Genomic DNA, 13,685 nt, shown 5'->3' on the forward strand with positions numbered 1-13,685 from the left:
GGGAGCCGTGAACATGATGACGAGGGCGACGAGTTAGGCGTTGATGGTTACTTCCGGCTCCAGAGCCAGCCCGAAACTACGTAGCGCGCCGAGCAGTTCGCGATGGCCGAACGCCTGGCAAGCCGAGGCAAGCCCGGTCCGCTTCGGCGCCTGCTGGAGCAGAGAATGCGCTGCATAGGCGTGCAGGAGGCCCGTCTGCTTGTAGTTACAGTTTCCGTGGATCACGACGTGCGAGCGACCCAGCGGGCCCGACGCGTAGACGGAGTCGAGTGAGGTGTTGATGCGCGGATTTTCACGAGGGGGCATACCGGCCTGAACCGATCCGGCGATCTCGGCCAAGGCGGCTTCCTGCTCGTCGGCGGGCAGGGTCTTGATCTGCTCCTCCACGATCTTCTGCGTCGCGACAACGCCTTCCATCACGGTGCGGTCGAACACTCCGCCCGCAGCCTTGACGTTGGAAACTCGCGGATCGTTCTTGAACCACACCGGGTGGCACGTTCCGCCCCACGGCAATGCAAGCGCAGTTTCGTGCTGGCCCGGAACGACGACGTCGAAAGTCTGGCCGGGCGCCCACTGCACGTACTTGTTCTGCTCGAGGTAGTACCAGTTTGCCTTGAGGATGGTGAAGATCGTCTGAGTGGACGCGTAGGTGGGAAATCCCTTCCACAGCACGAGGATGTCGAGCGTATCGAGGCCCGGCGTTTCCAGTGCGATATTGGCCGCGATCTCACCGGTGGTGTACATCTGCGCGATACCGGGCGAGAGAAGCAGGCCCTTCTCCTGATACTTGTCGCTGAACTTCTCCTGGACGTCGAGTACCCAGTCCTGCTCACCGGTGGTATCCATGTAGTGGCAACCGGCATTCAACGCAGCCTCGACGACGGTCCCGCCGAGCTTGATGAACGGCCCGACCATGTTGCTGACAACCTGTGCACCGGTGAACAATTCGGTGAGAGCCTCGACCGTGTGCTCGACCTCGACGACCTCGTGATCGACGGTGTCCAAACCAGGGATCTTGTCGAGGACCTCTTGGATGCGAGCGGCGTCGCGGCCGGCTGCGATGAACGGGATGTTGAACTCGCGCAGGTATTCACACACCAGACGGCCGGTGTACCCGGAGACGCCGTAAACGATGACGGGCTTCTTTTCGGACATGTTCGTGGAACCTTTCGAAGACGTGAGAAGGGTGTACGTACGAATGAAGGGCGAGTTACATGCCCATGCCACCGTCGACCGGTAGGCCGATTCCGGTGATGAATCGCGCGGCGTCGGAGGACAAGAACACAACGGCGTCAGCCATGTCGTTCACTTCACCGAGGCGGCCGAGCGGGGTGAGGCCGATGACGTCTCCGACTGCTGCTTCGGCGCTGGGCCAGAGACCGAGCTTCTCCATGTCCGCCGCGAGTCCGAGACCCATCTCCGTGGCGACAAGACCCGGGTAGATGCAGTTGACGCGGACTCCGTAGCCGAGCTTGCCCGACTCGGCGGCGGCAACTCTGGTGAAGCGATCGACCGCGGACTTGGTCGCGGAGTATCCACTGATCCCGGGAAACGGAATGGTTGCGGCCACTGAAGAGATGTTGATGACGGAACCGCCGGTTCCGGCTACGCCACCCGGACGCATGCTGCGCAGTCCGTGTTTGGTTCCGAGCGCTGTTCCGAGGATGTTGACCTCACACATACGGCGGATGTCGTTCGGATCGAGGTCGACCACCAGCGAGGAAATCTCGATGCCTGCGTTGTTGACGAGGATGTCGAAGCCGCCGAGGGTCTCCGCGGTGGCGGCGACTGCCTCTTCCCAGTTGGCATCGTCGGTGACGTCCAGCTTTACGAAGCCGGTTTTGACTCCGCCCGAACCAACAGCCTCTGCGGTGGCACGACCCTCGTCTTCGAGAACGTCGCCGATCATCACTGACGCCCCCGCCTTCGCCAACGCCTCAGCCATTCCGGCTCCGAGCCCCTTGGCACCACCTGTGACCAGTGCTTTTCGTCCCTCGAGATCAAACACGCTCATTTTCGACTGCCTCCATGACTGAAACGACTCTCGCGATGCCACCGTTCACAGCGACGCTGCCAAGTGGTGTGAGTCACAGAGTATTCAACTTTGGACGAGTGTCAAGAGAAATCTTGACGACTGTCAAGATTTTGTTACACGCTCGTCAAAGACCAGGGGTTACACTGATTCGGACGCGGTGATCGTGCCGCTGTGGAAACCGCAGGGAACAGGACGTGCCATCGTGACCACGACAGTCGAGAAGCCTAGTGAGGCAGGGAAAAAGGCTGCACCTAGCTCACCGGGCCAGCAGTCCGACTCCGCGAAGCGGTCCGACTCCGCCAAGCGGTCCAACGCAGACAAGGTGTCGCGTCGCCAGGTCGACAAATTCTCCGAGCGACGTGATCAACTCGCCGAGGCCGCACTGCAAACCCTGGCCGAATTGGGCTACGCACGCACGAGCCTGCGCGAAATCGCCCAGAATTCGGAGTTCTCCCACGGCGTCCTGCACTATTACTTCAGCGACAAGGTCGATCTCATCACCCACTGCGTGCGCCACTACAAGGCACGCTGCGTCACCCGCTACGACGGCATCGTCGCCACCGCGAAGACACCGGAGGAACTGAAAACCGGTTTCGGCGCACTGCTCGCCGAGACCATGATCGAAGAACCCACGATGCACCGCCTCTGGTACGACCTGCGCGCGCAGTCGATGTTCGAGGAGTCGTTCCGAGCCGACGTCGCCGCGATCGACGAGAGTCTCCAAAACATGATCTGGCGCATTGTTTCTCGCTACGCCGAGCTTCTCGACGTAGAGGCATCGGTCACCTCGGCGGCGATGTACGCAATCTTCGACGGCCTGTTCCAGCAGAGCCTGCTGCGCCATCTGTCCGGCGATCAGACTGCCGCAAACTATCTTTCGGAGAGCGTCCAGCAGATGCTGCCTCTGGTAGTGCCCACTCCCTGATCAGCGAGCAGCGATGCCTTCCGCGACGTACCTGGCTCCGCGATCGAATTCTCCGACCACGTCGTAATCGGCGTCTTGCCGCCAGAAGCGGACCAACGCTCCGTACGTACCACCGATCATCTGTGCGAGAAAGAGCGGCGGGTAGTCCGATCTCACTTCGCCGGCTTCGATACCGGCAGTGACGATCCGGAGAAGTTCCACGTGGAACCGATGATCGTGGGCCGCCCCCGCTCCGGAGGAGGCGAAGTCGCGCTCGAGTTCTGCAGTCACCATGCGCAGATAGCGCGGGTGCATGATCGCTTGCTGCGCAAAGTCCTGAAAAATCCGGGAGATCCGATCAGAAGTCGGCATCGGCGATTCCATGAGCTGATCCACCAGTGCCGCAAGCTGATCGAGATGATCACTGTGCAACGCCTCGAGAACCGAGTCCTTGCCCTGGAAGTAATTGAAGAAGGTGGCTCGCGACACCTCGGCTCGCTCGGCGATGTCGTCGACGGTCGTGCTGGCGAAACCCTGCGCCGAGAACAGAATTCGAGCAGCCGAGAGCAACCTGTCGTTGGTGTCGCGCTTGTTCTGTTCTCGTTTGGAAATCACGTCGACCTGCCCTTCTCCGCCTCAGAACACAGTCTTCGCCACAGTCCGGAATGTGTCCAATGTCCGTCCCGTCAGGTGACGCACCTCCGCCTCCGATAGGTGGACTACAGTCCAATTATGTCGACTGTTTCCACCGAACGCCATGACCGCGTTCTCATCGTCAGGATCGAACGCGAAGAACGCCGTAACGCGATCAACCGTGAGACTGCCGAGGGAATCGAAGCCGCGCTGAATCTTCTCGACGACGACCCTGATCTGTGGGTCGGCATCATCACCGGAACCCCCAACATCTTTTGCGCCGGAACCGATATCCGAGAGCGGGCCGACCTTCGCATGCCTCGCGGCGGTGAGTACGGCGTCATTCGGCGCCGGCGGAACAAGCCCCTGATCGCTGCAGTCGAGGGCTACGCGCTTGGTGGCGGTTTCGAAATCGCACTGGCCTGCGATCTGATCGTCGCCTCTGCCACAGCGCAATTCGGCCTTCCCGAAACCAAACGCGGTCTGGTTGCGACGTCCGGCGCACTCTTTCGGGCTCCTCGCGCGCTTCCGATCAACGTCGCCCGTGAACTCTTGATCACCGGCCGCACACTCAATCCCGAACGGGCAAAGGACCTCGGCGTCGTCAATGCAGTCACTGCCCCTGGTAAGGCACTCGACGAGGCACTGGTGATGGCAGCGGAGATCTGCGAGTCCTCCCCCACCTCCGTGAGTCTGAGCCTGAAGGCCATCGAGGCTCTCTACGCCGACGCCGACGCCGACGGATGGAAGGTCACCGACGACGCCAAGGACGCAGTGTTGCGCTCTCCGGACATCGCCGAAGGACTCGACGCTTTCGCCACTCGTCGGACACCCCGATGGAGCGGACTGCCGCCCGCATGACAGACCACAATCCGAGACAGATTTCCTATACGTCTGGTCGGAAAGGGTATGAACCGGTTACAGTCTCTCCTGTGACGGGAATCGGCGCATACGAGACGGGCACGCTGCTGACGCGGCGGCGCCATGTCGACTTTGCGCATGTCTGTACATCCGGGTGTCCGATCTACTGATCGGACCTACGACGTGAGCGCCGCTCACGTCGATACTCGTATGTACACCCAGATCAGGGGACATTTCTGTCATGACCACCGCCTCCATCTCACACCTGAGTTCCGTCGTAGCAGCCAACGCCGACGCCATCGACAAAGACGCGAGCAAAGCACACGTCGTCTTCAAGGCTTCCGCCCAGGCGCACGACGCCGTTGCCAGCACCATTTCTCTCGGTAAGTACAGCGTCGAGGTCGACGAGCCACCGGCCCTCGGCGGCGAGAACACCGCAGCCAATCCTGTCGAGTACTACCTTGCTTCCCTGCTCTCCTGCCAGGTGGTCACCTACCGCGTCTGGGCGGACAAACTCGGTATCGCTCTCGACGACATCTCGGCCAGGGCAGAAGGTGACCTCGACGTTCGTGGATTCTTCGGCTTCGACGACGCCGTCCGCCCGGGATTCTCCGAGGTCCGCGTGGTCGTCACCCTGACCGGCCCCGAACCCCGCGAGCGCTACCTGGAACTGCAGGAAACGGTCGACGCCCACTGCCCCGTACTCGATCTCACCCGCAATCCCGTCCCAGTGCATACAGTCGTCGAAACCGCCTGACCCGCACCAACCCACCTTCACCACGGAGTATGAATTCATGAGCGAGAACACCCCCGTCGATACCGATCCGACCGCCGATTGGTCGTTCGAAACCAAGCAGGTCCACGCCGGACAGGGCCCGGACAGCGCTACCAACGCTCGGGCGCTTCCGATCTACCAGACCACCAGCTACGTCTTCGACAACACCGACCATGCGGCGGCGCTCTTCGGCCTCGCCGAGCCGGGCAACATCTACACCCGCATCATGAACCCGACGCAAGACGCCGTCGAGCAGCGCATCGCCGCCCTCGAAGGCGGAGTCGCGGCTCTGCTGGTTGCGTCCGGTCAGGCCGCCGAATCCTTCGCGATCCTCAACCTCGCCGAGGCCGGGGACCACATCGTCTCAAGCCCTCGCCTGTACGGCGGCACGTACAACCTCTTCCACTACACGCTGCCCAAGCTCGGTATCACCGTCGACTTCGTCGAGGACCCGGACAACCTCGATCACTGGCGTGAGGCAATCCGTCCGAACACCAAGGCGTTCTACGGCGAAACCATCTCCAACCCCAAGAACGACGTGTTCGACATCCCCGGCATCAGCGCAGTCGCCCATGAGCACGGCATCCCGCTGATCGTGGACAACACGGTCGCAACTCCGTACCTCATTCAGCCGCTGAAGCACGGCGCCGACATCGTCGTCCACTCCGCCACCAAATACCTTGGCGGACACGGCACCGCGATCGCCGGCGTCATCGTCGACGGTGGCACCTTCGACTGGACCCAGGGACGCCACACCAACTTCACGACCCCCGACCCCAGCTACCACGGCGTCACCTTCGCCGATCTCGGCGCACCCGCCTACGCCCTCAAGGCACGCGTTCAGCTTCTGCGCGACCTCGGCTCGGCCATCGCACCGTTCAACGCCTTCCTCATCTCGCAGGGTATCGAGACACTGAGCCTGCGCATCGAGCGCCACGTGTCCAACGCCCAGAAGGTCGCGAAATTCCTCGAGGGCCGCGCCGAAGTCACGTCGGTCGCGTACGCCGGACTGGAATCCTCGCCCTGGCACGAGCGCGGAAAGCAGCTGGCGCCCAAGGGAACCGGCGCCATCGTCGCGTTCGAGCTCGCCGGTGGAGTCGACGCAGGCAAGAAGTTCGTCAACGCACTGACGTTGCACAGCCACGTCGCCAACATCGGTGACGTTCGCTCACTCGTCATCCACCCCGCGTCGACGACGCACTCGCAGCTCACCCCCGAGGAGCAGTTCGCTTCGGGCGTCACCCCGGGGCTCGTCCGCCTTGCGGTCGGCATCGAAGGGATCGACGACATTCTCGCCGACCTCGAAACCGGTTTGGCCGCAGCAGCTTCCTGATCTATCGCACGAAAAAGCTCGGCCCCGATATGCATTGGGACCGAGCTTTTTCGTTGCGTAAGAGCTAGCTCTTGGGAGTGAACGCGGCCAGCGGTTCACTCTCGGACCAGTCATGGCCCCAGTAGCTGTCGGCCGTGATTTCCTCAGCGGTGTAGAAGGCTTCGTCAACAAGCATGCCTTCGCAACCGAACTCCAGATCCCATCCACCCGGTGCGCGCACGTAGAACGACACCATCTTGTCGTTCGTGTGGCGACCCAACGTCGAGGAGATCGAGAAGCCGAGCTTGGCAACACGATCGAGAGCCTGACCGACGGCGTCGAGAGTCTCGGCTTCCATCATCAGGTGCACGAGACCGGGCTCGTCAACCGGCGGCGCCGGGCACAACGCCAGGCTGTGGTGGCGCTGGTTGACACCCATGAAGCGAACGCGGCGAGCCGGCGGCGGCGCATCGATACCGCCGAGACGGATGGAACCGCGCGGGAGGAATCCGAGCACCTCGGTGTAGAAGGTGTATGCCTCGTCGAAACGCGTAACCGGAAGCACCACATGGCCGAGGCCCTGATCGCCGGTGACGAAACGGCCGCCGTGCGGGGTGACCAACGGGCTGTGGTCGAGTACCGGTCCGAAGAAGACCTCGACTCGGTTGCCGTTGGGATCGCCGAATGCGATGACCTGCTCGGCATCGCGGTAGCTGGCGTCGACCTCGGAAAGAACCTCGACCTCGACTCCGGCCTTCTCCACTGCTTCACGAACACGCTGGAGCGCGAACTGATCTCGCACTTCCCAGCCCACTGCGAGAGCCTTGTCCGTCTCACCGGGCAGGACGATCAGTCGCGCACGACGCTCGTCCAGGCGCAAGTAGAGGCCGTCGGCTTCCGGGCCACTACCGACCGCGAGGCCGAGTCCGTCGACCACGAGCTCGCGCCAGCGAGCCACGTCCTGCGTTTGGATCCTGAGATACCCCAGGCCCCGAATTTCAGTCATGCCTAACCGTCCTTGCTTCGAAAGTATTTGTGGGACTAGATCATCGAGCGGTGGATACCCTGCGGTTCGCCACCGAGCTGCGAGAGCGTCGACGCATGGAAGATGGAGCCAGGTACGTGGATCGCGTGCGCGAGACCGGCATGAGCGTCACGCCAGAACCGCTGCATCGGCGTGTTCAACTGCAAAGCCCCACCACCGGAACGAGCAAAGATCTCGTCCACCGCACGCACCGCCCGCCACGCAGCAGCAGTCTGCGTACGGCGACCGATCGCACGAAGCTCGAACGAAACTTCCTGCCCCTTCTCCGTCATGTCCCAGAAACGATCCACCGTCTCCAAGATCGCAGCCCGAGAAGCAGCGATCTCGGCCGCCGCCTCACCGATCGCGAACAGCACGTACGGATCTTCCTTGATCGGAACACCACTGACCGTCACACGCTCACGCTGCGCCGCCATGTTGCACGCCAACGCACCCTCGGCGATACCGATCAACGACGAGGTGATCCCCAACGGGAAAATGCACGAGAACGGGAACTTGTACAACGTCTCCGTACGGCCCGCTTCCTTCCACGCCGTCCCGTCGTACACCTTTCCGGCGTCGATCGTGCGGTAAGTCGGCAGGAATGCGTCCTTGACGATCAGATCCTTCGACCCGGTTCCGCGCAGGCCCACGACATTCCAGCTGTCCTGGTCGATGTCGTAATCGGAGCGCGGCAGCAGTACGTGCAGGTGCTTCGGCGGCATCAACGGCTTGCCGGACTCGTCACCGACCATCGCGCCGATCATGATCCAGTCACAATGATCGGTACCGGAGGAGAACGACCAACGACCGTTGAGGATGTACCCACCCTCGACCGGCCTCGCCACGCCCATCGGCGCATACGGCGACGCCATCCACGTATCGGGATCGGTTCCCCACACCTCTTCCTGAGCCTTGCGGTCGAAGAACGCAAGCTCCCACGGATGAACACCGACGATGCCGCTGACCCAGCCCGTGGCACCGTCCATCGCGCCGATAGCCATTGCCGTCTCGGCGAATTCACGCGGATGCGCCTCGAGGCCACCGAACTCCTTCGGCTGGAACATCCGGATGACGCCGGAGTCGCGCAAGCGCTTCGCGCTGCCGTCCGTCAAGCGCATCAGCTTGTCGCCCTCGACTCCGTCGGCGCGGATCTCGTCGGCGAACTGTGAGATGTTGTCCAGAACCTGACCCATGATTTTTCCGGCTTTCTGGTTTCGCTACCCGGCGAGTGCCTGGGCAGAATGAAAATCTGTTGGTGAAACGGTGGCAGGTAGCCCACCGAAGTGCAGAAACGCTTCCCGGTGAGTGGGAGCACCCCTGTGCGCCTTTTTGGTAGTGGGGGCTACCAAAAAGGCGCACGGGCCTTACTTGCCTTCTGGACGCGTCAGAAATGCCAGAACGGACGCGACCCAGGCGTCGCGAGCTTCGATCATCGTCCAGTGTCCGCAGTTGGGGAAGATGTGAACTTCGCCGTTGGGGATGTCGCGCATCGGCAGAATCGCCATGTCCACGGGGCTGACGCGGTCATCGCGTCCCCAGGTCAACAGCGTCGGCGCCTTGATCTTGTTCAGCTGTGCCCAGTACGGCACGGCGGTCGACGCAGCGGCAGCCGCGCCCATGGCGGCCATGGCCTTGCTGCTGTACATACGACGGGCGATCTCGAGCGTCGTCGGCTCGGTGGCCAGGGCCCAACGCTCTTCGATGAGCTGCTCGGTGACGACGGCGCGGTCGAAGACCATCGAATGCAACCAGCGGACCAGAGCTTCGCGGGTGGGGTTGTCGGTGAACTCCATGAGGAGTTTGATGCCTTCACCGGGGCCTGGCGAGAAGGTGTTCTTTCCCATGCCGCCGATGGTGACGAGCTTGCTCACCCGGTGCGGCTCGTCGATCGCGACCTTGGTGGCGACGATGCCGCCCATGGAGTTACCGATCATGTGGACCGGGCCGAGGCCGAGGCCGTCGAGGAACATCCCGACCGACGCCTGCGCCATCATCATCGGATGGTCGGGGCCGGGATCGCTGACGCCGAATCCGGGAAACTCGAGAACGTAGCAGTGGAAGTGCTTCGCGAAGTCCGCGAGAACGCCGCGGTAGTTACGCCAACCGGTGACGCCGGGGCCCGATCCGTGCAGCAGCAGGAGCGGCGGGCCGTCGCCGGCTTCGTGGTACCGGAGCACACCGAGATCGGTCTGCAGTTCCTTCAGAGTTCCCTCGTAGCTCAGTTCAGTCGTCATGGTCCGAACGGTGCCATCAGTACCGCTGAGCTGCTATGACTCGTCCCGATCAGCGAGACAAGTCGATCAAAATACGTCAGATCCAGTGGTCGGACGACGCTGCCAGCAGGCGATCCATCGTCTCCGCCGAGAACGTATTGGTCGGAACGGGAGGCGTTTTGCGGCCGCGGCGAGGAGCACCCAGTTCGGGGTACAGCGTCCGCGAGACCTCGCGAGCCGCGTCGACGACCAGCGGAGCAACTCGCTCGAGCTGAGCGGTCCGCATGTCACCACACAACGCGATGCTGCCGACGGGACCCTCGTGTCCGCGAATTGCCGAAGCCACACAAGCGACTCCACGCGCCGACTCCCCGCGTTCGAAGGCCAGTCCCCGACGCTGACGGATGCGGTTCAGTTCCTGGTGGAGCACAGCGACGTCGGTGATCGTGTTCTCGGTACAGCGGGGAAGAGAAGCCCCGAACAGAGCGTCGACGCGCTCAGGGTCGATCCACGCCAGCATCGCCTTGCCACCAGCCGTCGAATGAGCGAGCACTCTGCCGCCGACGCGGGACGGGAGCGCCGCGGCGAATCGTCCGCCGACCTTGTCGAGATAGACGCTCTCGCGTCCGTCGAGCACCGACAGGTGAACGACCATGCCGGTCTGCAGGTGCAGTTCGTGCAGAAGCGGTGCAGCGGCTTCGCGGATCTGGCTGTGGCCGCCGTCGCCACCACCGAGGCCGAGCGCGCGACGCCCGAGGCAGTAGCCGAACGATGCGTGATCGACCCAGTCCAGCTTGACCAGCTGATCGAGAATGCGGTGGACCGTGGAGCGCGGCAACTGAGTACGGCACGCGACCTCTTCCAGCGTCAGCCGCGCGGCGCGGCCGTCGAAGGCGTCGAGAATCAGTGTCATCCGCTCGACCATCGACGGCGGCAGATCCTTCTTGGGTTGCCCACCGGCAGTCTGGACGGTGGACAGTGTGTCGTTCATGTCAACAATGGTCATGGACGCCTCCCGAAAACTGGAATTGATTCTACCGACTATAACCCAGGTCACAGTTTCTGGAAAGTGAATCGATCTTTTCGATCCCGATCAGCGGTAATTCACCTGCCACCGGGCGAGTGGGGACGCTATAAACGCCCGATGCACCTGGGAATCGTCACACCGGTCCTGATTCAGCACCCGAGCACGCGCTCGGAGTGGGAGGCAAGTGCTGACATCGGCGAGATCGCCACAGTGGCCGCCACGGCGGATCGACTCGGTTTCCATCATCTGACCTGCAGTGAACACGTGGCGGTCCCCGAGGAGATTGCCGCCGAGCGCGGCGGAACCTACTGGGATCCGCTCGCCACCCTTGGTTTTCTCGCCGCGCGTACATCACGAATCCTGCTGGCGACCCAGGTGCTGGTGTTGGGCTACCACCACCCCCTCGAGATCGCCAAGCGTTACGGAACGCTTGATCGCGTCAGCAATGGACGCCTGATACTCGGCCTCGGGGTGGGGACTCTGAAACAAGAATTCGATCTCATAAATGCTCCATTTGCCGACCGAGGAGCGCGCGCTGACGATGCCTTGGCCGCACTTCGGGCATCACTGTCGACGCCGACTCCGGAGTATCACGGCGAGTTCTACGACTACTCCGGATTTGTCGTCGAACCCCACGCCGTCCAGAAACGGGTGCCGCTGTGGATCGGCGGCCGGACCAAGAGATCGCTGCGCCGGGCCACCACACACGGCGACGGGTGGGTGCCGTTCGGGCTGCGATTCTCCGAACTGAAGGAAATGCTCGATGCCACGACGCTCCCCGACGGATTCGACGTGGTGCTTCCCGCCGGTGCGCCGCTCGATCCTCTCGGCAATCGCGAATCCACCCTTCGCGCCTTGACTCGCGTCCGTGACGCCGGGGCGACCATCGCCAGCTGCTCGGTCGGCGCTCGAAGCGTCGAGCACTACTGCGAACAACTCGAAGAACTTCACCGAATCGCCCTCGCCGAGGGCTTTTCTTTCACCACTTCCTGATTCCCCGACAATTCAATGCAAAGGACGTACCGATGACCGACTCGACCGCCCTGATCGAATCCCTGCTCGCCCGAGTGGAATTGCTCGAGGACAAGCTCGCGATCACCGAACTGCTGACCACATACAGCCCTGCCGTCGACAGCGGATCAGCCGACGAGGTCGCGAACCTGTGGCTCGAGGACGGCGTCTACGACGTCGATACCGGTGCGATGCACGGCCGCGGCGAACTGCGCGCGATGGTTCACAGCGCCTCACACCAGAACTGGATCATGAACGGCGCGGCCCACATGATGACACCCGCCCACATCCGCATCGACGGCAACAAGGCCGTCGCGACCTGCCATTCGCAGTTGGTCATCAAAGATCCCGAGAACCCGACGGGATTCAAGGTCCTCCGCATCACCGCAAACCGTTGGGAACTGATCAAGACGGACGGCGAGTGGAAGGTCGAACTGCGTACCAACGCCCTCCTCGACGGCCGACCCGAGGCTCGCGCTCTCCTGGCTGCCGGCGTGACGGCCTAACCGGCCTGTGCGCGGTTAGGGACCCTCTGCGGTCGGTAACCGCGCACAGCTGTTGAAAGTTCGGCTCCCCGAACTCTATAGTTCACTTATTCGAACCAACAGGTCCGAGTACGTGTGACCAGGAGACCGATGAGCACCAGTACGCAAGAGCCGACGACTCCGCGCCGACGACCCACGGGGAGATCCATCGCCCTGCTCGGTCCGGCGTTCGTCGCGGCAATCGCGTACGTCGATCCGGGCAACGTCGCCGCCAACCTCACCGCCGGCGCCAAGTACGGCTACCTCCTCATCTGGGTACTCGTACTCGCCAACGCGATGGCCGTCCTCGTGCAGTATCTGTCCGCGAAACTCGGTCTCGTCTCCGGCAGATCCCTGCCCGAAATGCTGGGTCAGCGCCTGCGTAAGAACAACCGCCGCGCGTTCTGGCTCCAGGCCGAGATGATGGCGATCGCGACCGACGTCGCCGAAGTCATCGGCGGCGCCATCGCACTCAACCTGCTCTTCAACATCCCGCTCTTCCTCGGCGGACTGATCACCGGATGCGTGTCGATGGTCATCCTGACGATCCAAAGTCGGCGCGGACAGCGCACTTTCGAGTTCGTGGTCATGGGATTGCTGGCCATCATCACCATCGGCTTCCTGACCGGGCTCGCCTTCACCGACGTCTCCGGCAGCGAGGCCGTCGCCGGACTGGTCCCCCGCTTCGAAGGAACCGAGACCGTACTGCTCGCCGCCAGCATGCTCGGAGCAACGGTCATGCCGCACGCGATCTACCTTCACTCCGCATTGGCACGTGATCGCCACGGCCACATCAAACCCGGCCCACGGTTGCAGCGATTACTCAAAGTCACCCGTTGGGATGTCGTTGTCGCGTTGATCATCGCCGGTGGCGTGAACATCGGCATGCTGCTGCTGGCCGCTTCGGCGCTGCGCGGAGTACCCGGCACCGACACCATCGACGGTGCGCATGCCGCGATCGAGAATTCGCTCGGCCCGGGCGTAGCCGTGGTGTTCGCGATCGGCCTCCTCGCCTCCGGACTCGCGTCGACCTCCGTGGGATGCGCGGCCGGCGCCGAGATCATGCATGGTCTTCTGGCCATTCGGATTCCGGTGATCACACGCCGGATCGTCACGCTCATCCCGGCACTGATCGTGCTCGGACTCGGCGTTGACCCGACGCTGGCGCTCGTGCTCAGCCAAGTGGTCTTGAGCCTGTGCATCCCCTTCGCGATCATCCCGCTGGTGCGAATGACCTCGGACCCCGAACTCATGGGCGACGCGCGCAATGCCCCGCTCACGACCGTCGCGGCGTGGATTGCGGCGGGCTTGATCGTTGCACTCAACGTCGCTCTGCTGGTTCTGACGGTGACAGGCTAGAGCA

Annotated in this window: 14 protein-coding genes; 7 read left to right on the forward strand and 7 right to left on the reverse strand. The window is 62.8% G+C overall.

Going from position 1 to position 13,685, the window contains the following annotated elements:
* Positions 1–33: 33 nt before the first annotated feature.
* Both P0M12_RS07605 and P0M12_RS07610 read right to left on the reverse strand, forming a co-directional pair.
* The gene (locus tag P0M12_RS07605; protein WP_003940189.1) at positions 34–1,155 is read right to left on the reverse strand and encodes a DUF5938 domain-containing protein; all 1,122 of its coding nucleotides are present in this window, start codon (positions 1,153–1,155) and stop codon (positions 34–36) included.
* Positions 1,156–1,210: 55 nt separating this feature from the next.
* Entirely contained in the window at positions 1,211–2,014 is an 804-nt protein-coding gene (locus P0M12_RS07610; protein WP_007732778.1) for an SDR family oxidoreductase, read from the reverse strand.
* A 343-nt stretch (positions 2,015–2,357) separates the two neighbouring features.
* Between P0M12_RS07610 and P0M12_RS07615 the strand changes: the two genes are divergently transcribed.
* Positions 2,358–2,960, forward strand: coding sequence for a TetR/AcrR family transcriptional regulator (locus P0M12_RS07615; RefSeq protein WP_231783576.1), 603 nt, complete (start codon positions 2,358–2,360; stop codon positions 2,958–2,960).
* On the opposite strand, the gene P0M12_RS07620 is transcribed toward P0M12_RS07615, so the two are convergent.
* Positions 2,961–3,554, reverse strand: a complete 594-nt coding sequence (locus tag P0M12_RS07620; protein WP_003940428.1) for a TetR/AcrR family transcriptional regulator — start codon at positions 3,552–3,554, stop codon at positions 2,961–2,963.
* A gap of 117 nt (positions 3,555–3,671) precedes the next feature.
* Here P0M12_RS07620 and P0M12_RS07625 point away from each other — a divergent pair, with 117 nt between their 5' ends.
* The 3 genes from P0M12_RS07625 to P0M12_RS07635 all read left to right on the forward strand — a co-directional run bounded on the left by P0M12_RS07625 (position 3,672) and on the right by P0M12_RS07635 (position 6,541).
* Positions 3,672–4,433, forward strand: coding sequence for an enoyl-CoA hydratase-related protein (locus P0M12_RS07625; RefSeq protein ID WP_231782560.1), 762 nt, complete (start codon positions 3,672–3,674; stop codon positions 4,431–4,433).
* Positions 4,434–4,674: 241 nt separating this feature from the next.
* Positions 4,675–5,190 carry an OsmC family protein gene (locus P0M12_RS07630; RefSeq protein WP_050656844.1) on the forward strand — a complete coding sequence of 172 codons (516 nt, stop codon included), beginning with the start codon at positions 4,675–4,677 and terminating at the stop codon, positions 5,188–5,190.
* Between the two features lie 37 nt (positions 5,191–5,227).
* Complete coding sequence (locus P0M12_RS07635; protein WP_231782561.1) at positions 5,228–6,541, forward strand: bifunctional o-acetylhomoserine/o-acetylserine sulfhydrylase; 1,314 nt, start codon at positions 5,228–5,230, stop codon at positions 6,539–6,541.
* Between the two features lie 64 nt (positions 6,542–6,605).
* On the opposite strand, the gene bphC is transcribed toward P0M12_RS07635, so the two are convergent.
* The 4 genes from bphC to P0M12_RS07655 form a co-directional block, all read right to left on the reverse strand.
* Positions 6,606–7,526 carry a biphenyl-2,3-diol 1,2-dioxygenase gene (gene bphC, locus P0M12_RS07640; RefSeq protein WP_042924009.1) on the reverse strand — a complete coding sequence of 307 codons (921 nt, stop codon included), beginning with the start codon at positions 7,524–7,526 and terminating at the stop codon, positions 6,606–6,608.
* A 35-nt stretch (positions 7,527–7,561) separates the two neighbouring features.
* Entirely contained in the window at positions 7,562–8,740 is a 1,179-nt protein-coding gene (locus P0M12_RS07645; RefSeq protein WP_003940250.1) for an acyl-CoA dehydrogenase family protein, read from the reverse strand.
* A 171-nt stretch (positions 8,741–8,911) separates the two neighbouring features.
* Positions 8,912–9,781, reverse strand: coding sequence for an alpha/beta fold hydrolase (locus P0M12_RS07650; protein ID WP_003940235.1), 870 nt, complete (start codon positions 9,779–9,781; stop codon positions 8,912–8,914).
* A 76-nt stretch (positions 9,782–9,857) separates the two neighbouring features.
* Positions 9,858–10,766, reverse strand: coding sequence for an IclR family transcriptional regulator (locus tag P0M12_RS07655; protein WP_007729442.1), 909 nt, complete (start codon positions 10,764–10,766; stop codon positions 9,858–9,860).
* 138 nt (positions 10,767–10,904) lie between these two features.
* Between P0M12_RS07655 and P0M12_RS07660 the strand changes: the two genes are divergently transcribed.
* From P0M12_RS07660 to P0M12_RS07670, 3 genes are all read left to right on the forward strand, one after another.
* A complete protein-coding gene (locus tag P0M12_RS07660) occupies positions 10,905–11,780 on the forward strand; it encodes a TIGR03619 family F420-dependent LLM class oxidoreductase (RefSeq protein WP_003940045.1) in 876 nt (291 codons plus the stop codon).
* Between the two features lie 32 nt (positions 11,781–11,812).
* On the forward strand, positions 11,813–12,304 hold the full coding sequence (locus P0M12_RS07665) for a nuclear transport factor 2 family protein (protein WP_003939809.1): 492 nt from the start codon (positions 11,813–11,815) through the stop codon (positions 12,302–12,304).
* Positions 12,305–12,433: 129 nt separating this feature from the next.
* A complete protein-coding gene (locus tag P0M12_RS07670) occupies positions 12,434–13,681 on the forward strand; it encodes an Nramp family divalent metal transporter (RefSeq protein ID WP_020909201.1) in 1,248 nt (415 codons plus the stop codon).
* Positions 13,682–13,685: the final 4 nt, after the last annotated feature.

It is taken from the genome of Rhodococcus sp. RCBS9 (assembly GCF_029457415.1).
Taxonomy (GTDB): Bacteria; Actinomycetota; Actinomycetes; order Mycobacteriales; family Mycobacteriaceae; genus Rhodococcus_F; species Rhodococcus_F qingshengii.

Excerpts from the sequence above, each read along its gene's own strand:
- P0M12_RS07630 (WP_050656844.1), top strand. The coding sequence starts at position 4,675 with ATGACCACCGCCTCCATCTCACACCTGAGTTCCGTCGTAGCAGCCAAC.
- P0M12_RS07610 (WP_007732778.1), bottom strand. The coding sequence starts at position 2,014 with ATGAGCGTGTTTGATCTCGAGGGACGAAAAGCACTGGTCACAGGTGGT.
- P0M12_RS07655 (WP_007729442.1), bottom strand. The coding sequence starts at position 10,766 with ATGACCATTGTTGACATGAACGACACACTGTCCACCGTCCAGACTGCC.
- P0M12_RS07605 (WP_003940189.1), bottom strand. The coding sequence starts at position 1,155 with ATGTCCGAAAAGAAGCCCGTCATCGTTTACGGCGTCTCCGGGTACACC.
- P0M12_RS07645 (WP_003940250.1), bottom strand. The coding sequence starts at position 8,740 with ATGGGTCAGGTTCTGGACAACATCTCACAGTTCGCCGACGAGATCCGC.
- P0M12_RS07635 (WP_231782561.1), top strand. The coding sequence starts at position 5,228 with ATGAGCGAGAACACCCCCGTCGATACCGATCCGACCGCCGATTGGTCG.
- bphC (WP_042924009.1), bottom strand. The coding sequence starts at position 7,526 with ATGACTGAAATTCGGGGCCTGGGGTATCTCAGGATCCAAACGCAGGAC.
- P0M12_RS07665 (WP_003939809.1), top strand. The coding sequence starts at position 11,813 with ATGACCGACTCGACCGCCCTGATCGAATCCCTGCTCGCCCGAGTGGAA.
- P0M12_RS07625 (WP_231782560.1), top strand. The coding sequence starts at position 3,672 with ATGTCGACTGTTTCCACCGAACGCCATGACCGCGTTCTCATCGTCAGG.
- P0M12_RS07660 (WP_003940045.1), top strand. The coding sequence starts at position 10,905 with ATGCACCTGGGAATCGTCACACCGGTCCTGATTCAGCACCCGAGCACG.
- P0M12_RS07670 (WP_020909201.1), top strand. The coding sequence starts at position 12,434 with ATGAGCACCAGTACGCAAGAGCCGACGACTCCGCGCCGACGACCCACG.
- P0M12_RS07650 (WP_003940235.1), bottom strand. The coding sequence starts at position 9,781 with ATGACGACTGAACTGAGCTACGAGGGAACTCTGAAGGAACTGCAGACC.